The sequence below is a fragment of the Mesorhizobium sp. CO1-1-7 genome, from assembly GCF_020164885.1.
Classification (GTDB): Bacteria; Pseudomonadota; Alphaproteobacteria; order Rhizobiales; family Rhizobiaceae; genus Mesorhizobium; species Mesorhizobium australicum.
This window is the reverse complement of the sequence record NZ_JAIUHA010000009.1, coordinates 1-14,298: the sequence shown is the minus strand read 5'-3', so window position 1 is coordinate 14,298 and position 14,298 is coordinate 1. Positions and strand designations below refer to the sequence as shown.

General features: G+C 59.3%; 8 protein-coding genes. 3 read left to right on the top strand and 5 right to left on the bottom strand.

The window, feature by feature from the left end; genetic code table 11:
* Positions 1-8: 8 nt before the first annotated feature.
* Entirely contained in the window at positions 9-806 is a 798-nt protein-coding gene (locus tag LB516_RS20120; RefSeq protein ID WP_224720248.1) for a hypothetical protein, read from the bottom strand.
* Positions 807-1,192: 386 nt separating this feature from the next.
* Between LB516_RS20120 and LB516_RS20115 the strand changes: the two genes are divergently transcribed.
* The gene (locus LB516_RS20115) at positions 1,193-2,158 is read left to right on the top strand and encodes a TylF/MycF family methyltransferase (protein WP_224720247.1); all 966 of its coding nucleotides are present in this window, start codon (positions 1,193-1,195) and stop codon (positions 2,156-2,158) included.
* Here the strand turns inward: LB516_RS20115 and LB516_RS20110 are convergent.
* From LB516_RS20110 to LB516_RS29025, 4 genes are all read right to left on the bottom strand, one after another.
* A complete protein-coding gene (locus tag LB516_RS20110; RefSeq protein WP_140722597.1) occupies positions 2,149-3,009 on the bottom strand; it encodes a glycosyltransferase family 1 protein in 861 nt (286 codons plus the stop codon). The genes LB516_RS20115 and LB516_RS20110 overlap by 10 nt on opposite strands.
* Before the next feature lie 256 nt (positions 3,010-3,265).
* Entirely contained in the window at positions 3,266-5,581 is a 2,316-nt protein-coding gene (locus LB516_RS20105) for a glycosyltransferase family 25 protein (RefSeq protein ID WP_140722601.1), read from the bottom strand.
* Complete coding sequence (locus LB516_RS20100) at positions 5,578-6,660, bottom strand: glycosyltransferase (RefSeq protein WP_140722604.1); 1,083 nt, start codon at positions 6,658-6,660, stop codon at positions 5,578-5,580. The genes LB516_RS20105 and LB516_RS20100 overlap by 4 nt, the downstream gene beginning before the upstream one ends.
* A 287-nt stretch (positions 6,661-6,947) precedes the next feature.
* Entirely contained in the window at positions 6,948-10,757 is a 3,810-nt protein-coding gene (locus LB516_RS29025) for a glycosyltransferase (RefSeq protein WP_140722611.1), read from the bottom strand.
* Positions 10,758-11,551: 794 nt separating this feature from the next.
* On the opposite strand from LB516_RS29025, the gene LB516_RS20090 reads away from it, so the two are divergent.
* Complete coding sequence (locus tag LB516_RS20090) at positions 11,552-11,866, top strand: hypothetical protein (protein WP_140722616.1); 315 nt, start codon at positions 11,552-11,554, stop codon at positions 11,864-11,866.
* A 90-nt stretch (positions 11,867-11,956) separates the two neighbouring features.
* The coding region (locus LB516_RS28910; RefSeq protein ID WP_263492601.1) for a DUF4347 domain-containing protein at positions 11,957-14,298 on the top strand (2,342 nt) is incomplete at its 3' end.

Here is a 14,298-nt window from a genome sequence, read left to right as displayed (position 1 = left end):
GCCGCCAATTACGCGATGCCCAATCGCTCGCGCACACTCACCGGCAGTCGGGGCGAGGCCTGCAGTTCGGCACAGCTCGCCTCCCATCGCCTGAGATACTCATCGATCGGAACTCCGGTACGGCCGGGCCAACGATTGAGTGCACCCAGCGCCTCGACGCAATCGGGCGCGCGTTCATACTCGGCTAGGATGGTTATCGACATTGCTTGAGCGAACGGATTGAGGGCGGGTATTTCGATCTCGCTGCGATGGTCGGTGAACCAGGCCGCGGTGTCGCGCGCAAGCCCCTGGCTGTTGGACAGCGCGGTATAGCCTCGGATGATATTCTGGCGATACTCGGCAATGGTATCGCCGAAGGCGTTGTCGCCGGCGAAGGGCGGGTTCTGCTTCCAGTCCTTCGCCAGGCGCCCCAGGCCGCGCAATGAGAAGGCTTCAACCATCGCTTCCTCGAGCCACTGGCAGGGCGGTGCCGGCTTGGCATCGGCTTGCCAACTGTTGGACGCTACATGGCCGAACTCGTGCCCGAACTGGTAGGCGAGCTTCGACCAGTCCCGCTCGCCTATGTCGACGATAATCCAGGCCATGCTGCTGCCGTCCGGATGCAGCCAAATGGACGGCGGGCCGTATGTATGCTCGTCGACGCGCAGCCGCGTCGGCTGGCTGTCGGAAACGAGCCGGACGCCATCCAGGCAGGCATGCCGCATGCGCTCAACGACCTGATCGGCCGAGCGGGGCAGCATGTGGCCCCAGTCGCCGGCGAGTTCGATGGGGGCAGTGAGGAGGGAGGCAGGAATAGGTGGCGCCATGGCTGCGTAGCTCTCCGCGAGGGCGTCTCTGTCCGTCAACCCGGCGGGAACCAGATGTCCGGCCGCTGAGCCTCCCACGAGTCTAAAAAAATCTCGTCTTCGCACTTCGATTCTGATGTCCGACCGCCCGGATTTAAAATACCATGCTAGGCCAATGGCGAAGGCTCGGGAAGCGGAAAGGCATCGGGAATGGAGAGGTTATTTTATCGCAGACCTGCAGCGCCAATAGGTCTCTCAAGCTGGTGTGGCGCGAGAGGTGTCCATTCGCCTTGCAGACGGAACTCTCGGTCTGTCCAGAAACCGAATGGCCCAGCTTGCGCCGCTTGCCTCTATGCCGCCAATCCCCCCATCGCCATGGCTCTTCAAACCTCGCAGAAAAACTTGCAGTGGACACGTTGGTGGGGTGCGGTATCAGTAAAAAACTCGGGCAAATCTTCACCGACTTGATCCGCGCTATCTTGCCAGAACGAGCATCAACCGACCGCATTTCTATCTTTAAAACGCTGGTTCTCATAAGGAGACGAACGTTGAGTGGCAGTCATGACTTCGTGACCTCCGCAATGAAAATGCGGAATCGGTACCTTAACGTTCTTGAGGCCTCCCTGACCGGAACCCTCTACGGCGACGCGCCCATTGATCCATGGACGGGTGGGAAATATGACCCGAACAAGCGTGCTCTTGGGCAGGATTGGCCAGGGCTGGCGCAAACCATGATTGGCTCAGCAAGGATGCGCAATCTGCGGCATTTATGCGAAACCGTGATATTGAATGATGTGCCTGGCGACTTCATCGAGACCGGAGTTTGGCGCGGCGGGGCATGTATTTTTATGAAAGCTATCCTTGCCTCGTACGCCGACACCATACGTCGGGTATTCGTCGCTGACAGTTTCGCTGGCCTTCCTCCTCCAAGCCCGGAAATCTATGCGGCGGACGCTGGGGACGTCCACCACACGCATACGCAACTAGCGATCTCCCGGAAGGACGTTGAAGATAACTTTCGTAGATATGACTTGCTCGACGAGCAAGTTGTTTTCCTTGAAGGCTGGTTCAAGGACACACTCCCTGAGGCCCCGATACAAAGATTAGCGATTCTTAGACTTGACGGAGATATGTATGAATCAACAATTCAAGCTCTTGACGCGCTATATAGCAAAGTGTCTTATGGTGGGTTTGTAATTGTTGACGATTACTTTCTCACCCCGTGCGCCCAAGCTATAAATGAATTCCGGACAAGGACGGGTATTACATCCCCATTAATGCCAATCGACGGCTGTGCGGTGTGGTGGAGGGTTTCCGAGCCTGCGAACCACGATAACATCCCGGCAAGCCGCCTTGCGCACGGTCATCCATAATAGGTCACCTGCGTCTGGCGCATGGCCTTACGGACGAAGTCGACCTGTGATCGGGCCGAAAATGCCTCGAAGCCTTCCTGCGCAAGTGCTGATCGCGCTTCACGGTGGGCGAGCAAAGTCATGCAGACTTCGGGTATGTCGTCGGCACAGGCGAACGCCACGCCGTTCCTGAGCGGTGCTTCCGCGGCGCTATCACAGCCCCGCTCGGAGACAACACATTTGCGGTTGGCGAGCAGATAGGAAACTCGCACGATCTCGAAAAGCTGTGTGCCGTAGTAGTGCAGGTTGAGGACGATTTTGCTCCGAGCGATAAAAGTATCGCGTTCGTCGCCGTAAATGCCGTCGAAAATTCGCTTTACGTTGGCACCGCGTACCTCGATCCGGTTAAGTACCGAATTGCGATGCTCATTGAATGCCCCGAAGAACAGAACGTCGATGTCCTCATGCCTGGACGGAGCGATCCGGGTCAGTTCGGGCATGTATCCGATGCCGCAAAAAGTCGCCTGGACGCCCATGCTGGCGAGCGCGACAACGTTTGCCTCACTGTAATCCCACACAGGGTAGCGCTTCAGCAACGATATGTATTCAGGCTTCATCCACATGCTGTCAGTCGATGGTTCCGAAACCTGTTCAAGGTTAAATAGAATCAACTGCTGCTGGGGCAGCGGCACTAAGTGCAGAAGATTGGTTCCCAGCACGATCGTGGTGTCGCCGAGTTGCGTTGGATTATGAACCACGTAGGTTTCCTGGCCGAGTGCACGGAAAGCAGCGCAAAGCGATACTGCGACCTCATCGAAGGCGCGGCTGTGAACATAGTTGGGCGGGCTAACGATCCAAACGGTAGTCGCCATCGTCGACTCCAAGCGAAATCATGGAATAGTACGATTCCCAGGCGCAGGCCAAGCCACCACCGCGTCACGAGCTGTCTCCCACCCGCCGCCGGCCGGAGCATGCCATTCAGCCCGAGGCCCTTGATGCTCCCGTAGGAGGCGGAAGACGATGTAGCAGAGCCGACGCCGACCTTCAACTCTGCACATCGATGCCACGATCTTGTTCGATTGGAATTCGGTGAGCAGTCGAAAGGAAGTGCTGGTGTCAAATAACGGCCTAACTCACCACAGAACCTGATGTCCGATCTGACTCCTCCCGGATCGACAGTTGGTCATCATCAGAAAACACAAGGGGCGGCATGCAAACAAACGCCTGCATCAATCCGTACGCGGCGCACATGGCGCAGTCTATTCCCGTGTCATCGATAACCACCCCGGCCCCTGGAAATTGAATGGTTCGCCTTTTGATAGGAAGGCAATTTTCAAGAAGTATCCGTGCACCGTTTGGTGTCACGGAATAAGCCATAAGCCCAAATGAATGAGCTATCCTACTCAGTGATCGTGGCGACTTATCATATGCGGCAAGCAAGTCCATATTCTGGCGCTGGCGCGCATAGAATTCCAATTTAGCCTTCGCAAAATCAAGATCCAGCCAAAGGAACAGCGGATCGAAATTGAATCCCCATTTTATGAGATCCCAACCTGCCGGGGCGCCGGATAGAAGTTCGTTTGACCGCGAAATAAAATCTGCTGAACAGTATACATCGTCTTCAAAAATAGTTAGCGGTATATTGCTCGCGACGGCCTCTTTCCATAGAGTAATATGTGAGAGCGCACACCCCAGAGAGCCAGCACCATAAGTGCAATCCCCCCCGATAATTCCATCCCTTAACAATCCCCCCCTGTCGAGCGCAGCCCCTTCAAACGCAGAGACTCTGAGTGTACTACTTAACAAATGGGGGTTGCGTTTCTGATATGTATTCCACCGCGAAACACTGCGGTCCAAATTTATGACGCGAATAGGCAAAGGAGTAGAGCTGGCTTTCGGTTGAGCGTGTTCTCGCTGTGGTCCTCCAATGCGTGCAGCTAATTCTTGAGAAGCCGGAAATTGGCTGCCGATCGTCCGATGTGCTCGGGTCCCTGATTGCGGGTCAAAGAGGTCGATCCATTCACCAATAGAATATTGCCAGTCAAACTGACGAGCGGCCTCCCTCGTTGCGTGGCATTTCTCCACGAACGCCGCGGTGTTTTCCTTGTAGTATCGCAACGTTGCTGCTGTGAACGCCTCGAATTTCGCGGCCTCAATAGGGGCCAAGATCCCACCCCCCTGATAGGCCTTGAGGGGGAAGTGGCCAACCGGCGTCCCAATGATGAGCCTTCCCGCTGCAGCTCCCTCCATTACTGAAAGCGGCCCAGACTCGTTGATAGAGCTTGACAGCACGGCATCCACACTACGGTAGAACTCGGGCATGTCATGAAAAGAAATCTGACTAGCGGTTGAGCCTGCTACCTTGAAGGCTAGGCCGGCCTGTTGAGTCGCCGCTTCGGCGAGCGCTCCGCGTTTCCACTCCACGCCATAGGTCGTCACGGACATCGACGTGGCGTAGCCTACAGTGGTCAATCGCTCGGGCACCGCTGAAAAGAAGCTCTGGTAGTCAATTCCCAAAGGGGCCACCTTGGGAATTCTTGAAATACCGCGCATGGCCGACGCGGAGTACAAATACTCGCTCACCACTCCGTAGTTTGCAAATTTGTCGAAGATTTCGATGCCCTTGCGCTCGATAAGCATCCTCATGTCGAATTCATGATGGGAAATGGCGACTATTTTGTCACAAGGAATACCATAGCTGTCAGTCAACGTGGGGACGCCATCGAGTGCGGTCAGGTACAGATCGTAATAGCCAACAATGCGTCCGATATGTTCGTTATTGTTTCCCTGCCAGTCGAGGATATCGATCGTAAAACCGCACGCGTGGAGGCGCCTAGCGAGATCATAGTAGACGCGTCCATGCGACCACTTCGTGTACCCGTAGACAAGTATCTTCTTTCCCTTGGAGTGTGTGTTTGCTTTGGCCCTAAGGGTTGGATGCACGATGTAGCTTTGAATCCTGCCTTTGTCGAAATGCGCTCCGGCGGATCGCCAATTGCTGCCGTTAACCATGGTCCCTTGTGTGCACCAACTCTCCGAGGCGATGAAGAGTTCCCAAGTGCTGCATACCGGGGCACCTAGCAGGACACGGCCGTCGGGTATCGCCGACAGAAACAGAGCCTCAGCTCTGAGAGCCAGCAACCCGCGCTCAAGCGGGACAAGCTCAAAGAGAGTAGGCATGGCTGCGGGATTGAGGCCGATAGAGTCGCGCAAGATCATTGTCTGATCTGGTATGCAAATCATCGGCTTGAATTTATCGCCAACCCGGCAAATCAGCTGCCCCTTCCAAGCCCCTCCAGCGGATTGCTCAGTCGCAACAAACAGAACATTGGCTGGGCTGCTTTCCTCCGGCCCGTGGCGCAGTTCGCCCTTGGCAGTGTCCACGTACAACACCGTGTTGAACGCTGTCAGCAGCCGTGCTGGCTGACCAGTGGGATCGGTCATGCACTTGCTCGCATCTCATCTCGCCGATGGGTGAAGAACGCCAGGTTGTCCTTGAGCCGCTGATTGTTCGGGTCGAGTTCAAGCGATAGTCGCCCCCACTCCACTGCCCGATCCATTACATTGAGGTGCCACGACGCGATGGCGCCAAGATCATACAGCCGGAATCCCCAGCTGTTCGGGTCGTCCAGATAACTCCCGCTACGGCGCGTCTTCTCGAGCCCATTCGTGCAAGCCCAAAAGAGGTTCAGCCAGTCCGCCTGGCCGTGGAACTCCTCGGCTAGGTCGAGCCAGATTTCGCGCCGGTGAGGCGCTTCCATCCGGGCCTTGTCCAGCCAGGACAATCGCTGGTCCGGGAGCATGCGCGCGATGTAGCGCATGGCCTCCGACCGTTCTTCTGCCCACTTGCTTGTCGGCAATGCGAGGTACCGCTCAAGTAGCGGAACGGCCCTGACGTGCTGGTCGGCCCACATCAAGTCCCGCCCGAGCCAGAAACAGATTTGCGCGTCCTCGGGATTCTCCTTGTGCGCCACTTCCATCAGCGGCAGGTAGTTGCTCCTCGTTGGCTTGGTGAGGTCCTGCACCTCGAACATGACGATGTCGCTGCTGCTGGCCGTGACTTCCCTCTCTCCGGTGAAGACCAGGGCCTCATGGACAGGTCGATTGAACCGATAGCCCCAGCGATGATGAAAATTCTTAGCCGGCCAGCTGCGCAGCGGCGTTGGGTCATCGACACTCGCTCTGTAAATCGTCTGACAATAGAGGGCAGTCGTCTCGGGTGTCCAAGTCGCCTCGAGCTTCGCCCGCCAGCCGGGCTCGAGAAAGCGGTCCATGTCCATCGTGCAGCACACATCGACGTCGGAGGGAATAAGTGCCATGGCCGCATTGCGGGCATCGTCAAAACGCCATGGGCGCACCGCTATTGCGTGTACGGTGACGCCAGAAGCGGTCAGCCGTTCCACCGTGCTGTCGGTGCTGCCGGTGTCGGCCACAATGCGATAGTCGGCATCCACGGCCGAATTGGCCCAGCGCTCCGCGTTTGCGGCTTCGTTCAAGGCGATAGTGTAGACGGCTACTTTCACTCGACACCTTCCATGGGACCTATGCTCGAAAGGAATAGGTGCGGTAGATAAAACGTTTGGCGCCATGCATTTTTGATCGACCGCCTGCAAAAACAATTTCTGCCATAGTGCGAAGGATATCATCCTGGTGCGGCGTGGCGTAGTAATTTACGGCTAGGTCGTACTCGCGCTCTTCTTGCGGAATCTCAGAAAAAAAGGAAGGGCGACGCTTCGATCCAGCGCGTATCAGAATCAGATGTCGCCTCGGGTCGCTCGGGACCGACAACAGGTGGATATCGTTCGAATTCTCAAACATTTAGCCGACGGTTCTCGTTCCGATTGTTATCGAATGTCCCCAGTTCCCGCGCTTTGCGGATAGCCACAAGGCCACCAAGCAGCTTTGCCCTGTTCAACTCATAGTGGCTGTCGAAGAACAGGATCTCGGAGAACTGGTCGGCAAGCACGCTCACCCCCAGCGGATCGACGGAGCGGGCCGTGCCGTGCTGTTGGATTTCCCGCAGGAGGGTCTTGGTCGGCGTGATCTTGCCGAGGTCCTCACCGGGCGGCTGCCAGTCGAGGTCTTCCAGGAAATACCAGCCGCCCTCGCCGAGCAGCGGGAAAAACTCGCGCAGCGTCAGTTGTTCGTCGAACGAGGCGTGGCTGCCGTCGTCGATGATCACGTCGAGCGAGCCCGGCTCGAGCTTGGCGGCGATGCCGCGCAGATCGTCCAGCTTGGATTGGTCACCGATGAACGATTTGAACCTTTCGTTGTTGAGCCGCGAAAAATCCGTCAGGTCGACACCGATCACCTGGCAGAAGGGAAAATAGCTCTGCCACAGCGAGACGGATGGGGTCTCGGTCTGGTTGCCTTCGGCCAGACCGCGGCACAGGCCGATCTCCATCAGCCGCTGCATGGACAAGCGCCGGGCCGACAGAAGGCGATCGTAGATCCTCGCATAGCAGTGACGGTTGCCTGTGTGCCTGTTCTTGTCGGTATTGAAGCGGTCGGCGAGGCTCGCGAACGTGGGAAAGCGATCGAGCGGGCGGATTAGCGACGAGATCAGTGGCACCCCTTCGCCGGCATGCCGGGCCTCGTTGCGTGCCGTCCACAGGTGGATGCCGAACACCCGCTCATCGTTCAGATAGTCGGCCAATTCCCCAATCGGCTTCTCGAACCGATCGATCTCATTCCAATCGATGGTGTTGAAGAACATCGGGCTGAACACCCATTCCCGCAGCGCGGCTCCCGCATCGGAAGCAATGTAATCGGACAGAAGCTTGGGGCCGATGTCGCCGAACTCCTTGCCGTGTGCGGCGTGAAAGCTTTCGATCGACAACTCATACAGCGCCCTGAGATGACTGCTGTAGGGTCTGGCATAGATGACGTTGCCGCAAACAAAATGACCCTTGTGCGATCCGCGCCACTGCAGATTGAAGAAGTATTCGCCGCAAAAGGGAAAGGGACGCAGTAGGATGACGTCGGAATCCATCCATAGCCCGCCATGCTCGTAAAGCAGGGCGTAGCGGAAGATATCGCTGAAGTACCGGATCTCGGAACCGGCGACGATGCGCTCGAACAAGGCCCGCGGCATGACGTCGTCGGCATTGCGGACTTCGATACCGTGGGGCACGAGGAAATCGAGCTTCTCGGGCGCGTAGCTCCATACCCGCACCGGATGGCCTGTCGCTCGCATCGACGTTGTGGCGGCGATCAAGGTACGATGCTCGGCCTTGTCGGACATCACCTGGTAAAAGCAGTTGATCTGCGGAAGTGCCGTGTCTTCGCTGCCAAGGAAGCGGGACCTCCGCGCGTCGAATTGGCGCGATCGTTCCCGCCGCTGCAGCGAAGAATCGACCTCGCGCAGAAATGGCGCTAGTTCATGAAAGATTTCGTCTGTCGACTTCATGCCGCTGGCGCCGAGGTCTTTGCCTTCCGACGGCGCTTGGCTTGTGTGGCTCATGGCTCCATCTTCAGCGCGCTCAGGCTTGATCGCTGCTTTCGGTTGCGGAGCGCCATGCCCAGAGGCCAGCGTCAGCCTGGACGCTGTACCGGCCGCGCCCAATGGCAGGGTGTCCACATCCTCCAGCAGCGACCTCACCTCCGCCTCGTCGACGGTCGCGATCCAGGACTCGCTGTCGGTGACGCTGTAGGAAATCAGCAGACGCCTTTCGTCAGGGTGCCACGCCAGCCCGGCAGCGAATTCGACGCCCTTTTTGTCGAAGAAGAACGGACGGCTTACTTTTCGCAAGGTGTTGGCTTCATCGAACCAGACGAATCGATGCAGGTAGTAACGCCGCTTCTCGGCGGCCCGCCACTGGACTTCATGAATCAATGCGAGCCACCCGCCGGCAAATGCGATCAGCTGCGTTCCACCCCTGAAACTCTTGGCGGCAATTGCGGGAGGAGTCTCGCTGAGGGTCGAGCCCCGCTCGTCGACGATCCGGGTGGGATCGCAGAGGTAGATGAATTGCAACGCCCCTGCCCCCACCGTGCCCGCCTTGACTTGAGGCATCCAGTTCTTCTCGTGCACCCGCGGCCCCGCCGGACGGAGCACGCGCCAATCGGCCAGGCGGCAGGAAGCGCCCTCGTCAATGCGCGCGACGACCTGCTCGCACCAACCCTCCTCCGTCAATTCGCGCACGCAAGAGACGCCCCACAACGCATCGCGCCAAGCGAACAGGCGCATGTCCTCAAATCCGAGAACACGGTCGTTAGCGGGTTCCGGCATATCGGCCGGTGGCAAAACCTCGCTTGCGGACTGGATGGCGAACTCATCACTCAATCGGAGAAGGAAATTGCGCGTGTGAACCGGCACTCCACCCGGCGTGTCATATTGCAGGTTGTCTTCGGCCAGCGTGTAATTCACCGTTCGCTGCAAGAGCACGATCTGGTCGCCCAATCGAGCCACCGACGGGTTTGACGACCGATAGCCATCGGGCGCCATGAAGCCGACCGGACGCGCGCTGAAGGACGGCATCATTGTCTTGGCGGGCTGCACATAGAAGAACAGGTTGGACCACGCCAGCTGCCTCGGGCCATCGTCGATCGTCCGGTTCAGCGCCAACCAGTTGCATGCCGCGAAACCACGATCCTTGCGCACGGGATCGCGCGCGTAGTTCGCCGCTATCGCAAACTCCTCCAACAGGCCTGTTGTATAGACGTAGTCCTCGAGAAATAGGATGTCCTGCTCGGGTCGCTTGATCGTCAGCCCCGCTTCGGAAAACAGCAAGCTGGCATCGTTCATTCCCTTGTCGCGGTAGAACCTGGCCAGGTCATAGAGCGGCTCAGCACGTTGCGGCCGTTGATTGAAGGCGGCAAGCGCCTGCTCAACGAAGCCTGGCTCGTCGCCGAGCTTGCGCAAGCAGCGGGCCCCCTGCAGGCGTGCATTCCACGCTTCCTCGTCCCAGCCGCCCATCGCGGCGCGTTTGGCATAGGCCACCGCAGCCTCAGCCGTCCGCCCGGCGTCGCGATATGATTGCGCCAGATAGAACCAATAGCGCTGATTTTCCGGTTCCCTATCAAGAGCTTCGAGCAACAGTTTCGCGTCACGCTCGAACTTGTCGAGCCGGTTCGATCCGCTGGCGTGGTCCTTGTACCAGGCACTGCGCAGTTCCAGCACACCGTCGGGCACGTCGAGATATTCATGGGTCACGCCGTGGTAGCGCGCGCCGGCGTCCCGCCTGACCAGGCGGGTGTTCCAATAGGTCAGGCCGGAATCCGATCGCTGCAGCAGCCGGTAGCCCGGACTGACGAGTTGTTCTCGGAAGCCTACGTCCTCGACCACCAGTTCCATGTCGGCGTCGTCAAATAGCAGATAATCGTAAGCGAGTGCCGAGGCGTAGGCGTGATCAAGTGCCGCATTACGCGCGTGCTCGAAATTCAGGAAGGGAAACTCATGCAGTTCGCCCGGCAGGTTGCGGGCAGCGAAGAACGATTTAATGAAATCCTGGGTCCCGTCGGTCGAGCCGGTATCGCCGATGACCCAGCAGTCGATGTGGTCGACCACCGCTCCGAGGCAGCGCTGAAGGTTCGCCATCTCGTTCTTGACGATCATGTTGAGGCAGAGGCGCTTGCGGCTTGTCATCTGAATCGTCGGCTCCGTGCGGCGGTCCGTCACGCCGCCTCTCGATTAGTTCATCGCCATTTGCCAGGTGTCGTCAAGGTCGAGAAAGTTCTAAGTGGCCGTCCCGCCAGAGGAGGGCCACGCTTGACGTTGATCACATTTGCGACATGGCAAGGGCTGGAGAGGAGACGTTGAGGCCAGGGTTCTCAATGACAATTTTCAGCAACTGCGTTAAAGAATGTCCCGCACCCGCTCCCTGATCAATTATCCGTTCGCTTATAGTTTACAAATCCCTAATTTTCTGTTTACTAATGTACTGCTTTGAGGGCACTCGCGCAGTTGGCGGGTGGGTTGGCGTTCTTGAGAGGGTTTTAGGAGTTCTGGAGTAGCTAGGCCACTTCGCGGCTGAGGCAGGTGCGTTCGCAAAGCGTCCGCTGCCGCGTATACGTTTGTCCTTCTGCTGGAGGCGGACGGGTTCCCGTTCCGGAGATCCCTCTCAAGTTTTCGCCGAGACATCGGCGTGAACATGACGGGAGTGAAGTCGTGAGTCGGGTAAAATGGCGTGCGCATCGCAGGAAACGTGAAGCCTTAGCTTCGCCACCCCCCAACCATTCGTGGCTGGACATCGGAACCGATCTAGAGATCGGATATCGGGCTGCCGCTTGCCAGACGACCAATCAAAAACCAGCGCGGCGCGCCATTGGAACGCGTAACACACAAAGGCGCCCGGCTTCTGCCCTCTCACCCATGATGCCCACCCACCCGCAAGAGCGTCGCGCTCGGTCGGGCGGCTTTTAGAAGGCCGAACGGAAAGGCGCGGCGCTGTCGCCGCTACCGAGGAGGATCAGATGAGCTACATAACAGGGTTTGCAGTCATGGAAGTTGCCGTTAGAGGCGTCTTGCCGATCGGCGACACAACCGAAAATGTGCCTTATTTTATCCTGGACACCGCCAAGAGCGCTATCGTCGGTCAGGTCATTCTTCCAAAGGCCGTCAAGCGAAGCCTCGCCGTCGCTGTCACCGTCAAGGTTCCGGCCACAGCCGGTTCATTTGCGATTGGCACGTTTGACGATGGCGGGAGTTTCCAAGCCTGCAGCTTCCTCCGCGTAGAGAGCCCCGCTGTCGAAAGTCCCGACGGTGCTGTCGGGCCGTCCGGAAGATGACCGCGCCAATCTCCCTCTCCTGACTGCTCGCCGGCCAAGCCGGTGGGCGGTTTCCGCTTGAACAGAATTCGAAGCCAACAGGAGCCAGTCATGGCCCGCGCCTCTGAACTTCTATTTGTCGACTCTTCAGTCTCCGACCTCCAGACGGTTCTCGGCAGTCTGAGGCCAGAAGTCCAAGCAATTGTGCTGGACGGCCGCCGACCGGCGGCACGGCAGATCGCCGCCGCACTGGCAGGGCACGAAGGGCTCGACGCGGTGCACGTCATCGCGCATGGCGCGCCTGGCCGGGTTAGCTTCACCGCGGGAGAATGGTCGGTCGCCACACTGAACGAAGAGGCTGAGGATCTTGCCGCGATCGGCAGGGCGCTTACTGCCGACGGCGAACTGCGGCTGTGGAGCTGCGAGACGGCATCGGGCAATGCTGGCGAGACCTTCGTAGCGGCGCTGGAAGAGGCCGTCGGCGCAGACGTCCGCGCATCGAGATCGCTGGTTGGCGCAGCTGCCCTTGGTGGCTCCTGGGAACTGTCCGCACGCGCGAGCTCGCCCACGCCCCTGCCCCCCCTGACCTCGGATGGAGCGGCAAGTTACAGCGGGGTGCTTGCAGTTGACCTGACGATCACCGGCAACTTAACTATTCAGAATGGTAGCGCCACTATCAACACTTATTACCTAGTAGATACAACATTAAATCCTCATTTGTTGGTTGGCAGTTTCCCACTTCCCCAATCAGGGCACAACATTGTCAGTGAATTTGCTGTAACAATAACAATTCCAGACCCTACACATACTTACCAAATATACGACGCTGGTTTCAATCTATACGGCACACTAACGCCAGGGGTAGGAAATACTTATGTTTTAACGGACGGCCCTGTCGCTGGCCCTGCCAATGGCAACGGAGGCAATCAATTTGATACTGGTACTTTCAGCACCAGTACAGTTGGCGCGACAGGCCCGGCGGGACCTACGGGAGCGACCGGCGCCACCGGCGCGACCGGCGCGGGTGCGACAGGGGCCACTGGTGCGACCGGCGCCACCGGCGCAACCGGAGCAACCGGAGCGAGTGGCTCTACCGGTGCCAGCGGCGGAACAGGCGCGACCGGCGCCACTGGTGCAACAGGAGCGACCGGTTCTACCGGCGCAAGTGGCGGAACCGGCGCGACCGGCGCGACCGGAGCAACTGGCTCGACCGGCGCCACTGGCTCGACCGGAGCCACAGGCTCCACAGGTGCGACCGGCGACACCGGTGCCACAGGTTCGACTGGCGCCACTGGCAACACTGGTGCCAATGGTTCAACCGGAGCTACAGGCTCCACCGGTGCTACCGGCTCGACAGGTGCGACGGGGTCGACCGGTGCGACTGGTTCGTCCGGTGCAACCGGTGATACCGGAGCGATTGGCTCGACCGGAGCGACCGGGGCCACAGGAGCAACCGGCTCGACCGGAGCGACAGGCGCTACTGGTGACACGGGTGCCACAGGTTCGACTGGAGCAACGGGCTCGACGGGCGCGACTGGGTCCACCGGTGCCACCGGTGCCACCGGAGCCACAGGTGCGACTGGCGATACTGGTGCTACGGGTTCGACTGGCGCCACCGGCTCGACCGGAGCAACCGGCTCGACTGGTGCAACTGGAGCCACAGGCGCTACGGGTGACACGGGTGCCACAGGTTCGAGTGGAGCAACTGGCTCGACTGGCGCTATCGGCTCGACCGGAGCCACGGGCTCGACTGGGGCGACCGGAGCAACCGGCTCGACTGGGGCCACTGGCTCGACGGGCGCGACTGGTTCCACCGGTGCCACCGGAGCCACAGGTGCGACTGGCGATACTGGTGCTACGGGTTCGACTGGCGCCACCGGCTCAACCGGAGCAACCGGCTCGACTGGTGCAACTGGAGCCACAGGCGCTACGGGTGACACGGGTGCCACAGGTTCGACTGGAGCAACTGGCTCGACAGGTGCCACAGGCTCGACCGGTGCGACTGGGTCGACCGGTGCGACTGGGTCGACAGGTGCGACTGGGTCGACAGGTGCGACGGGTTCGACTGGAGCCACTGGTTCTACCGGATCAACCGGCGATACGGGTGCGACCGGGGCAACCGGAGCAACGGGTTCGACGGGTGCCACAGGCTCGACCGGAGCGACTGGCTCGACCGGAGCAACAGGCTCGACCGGGGCGACAGGTGCCACTGGCTCGACTGGAGCAATTGGCTCGACCGGTGCGACTGGGTCGACAGGTGCGACTGGCTCGACCGGAGCAACAGGCTCGACCGGTGCGACTGGGTCGACTGGAGCAACTGGTGCCACAGGGTCTACCGGTGCAACCGGCTCCACAGGAGCAACTGGCTCGACCGGCTCGACTGGCGCCACCGGCTCGACGGGTGCCACAGGCTCGACCGGAGCGACTGGCTCGACCGGAGCAACAGGCTCGAC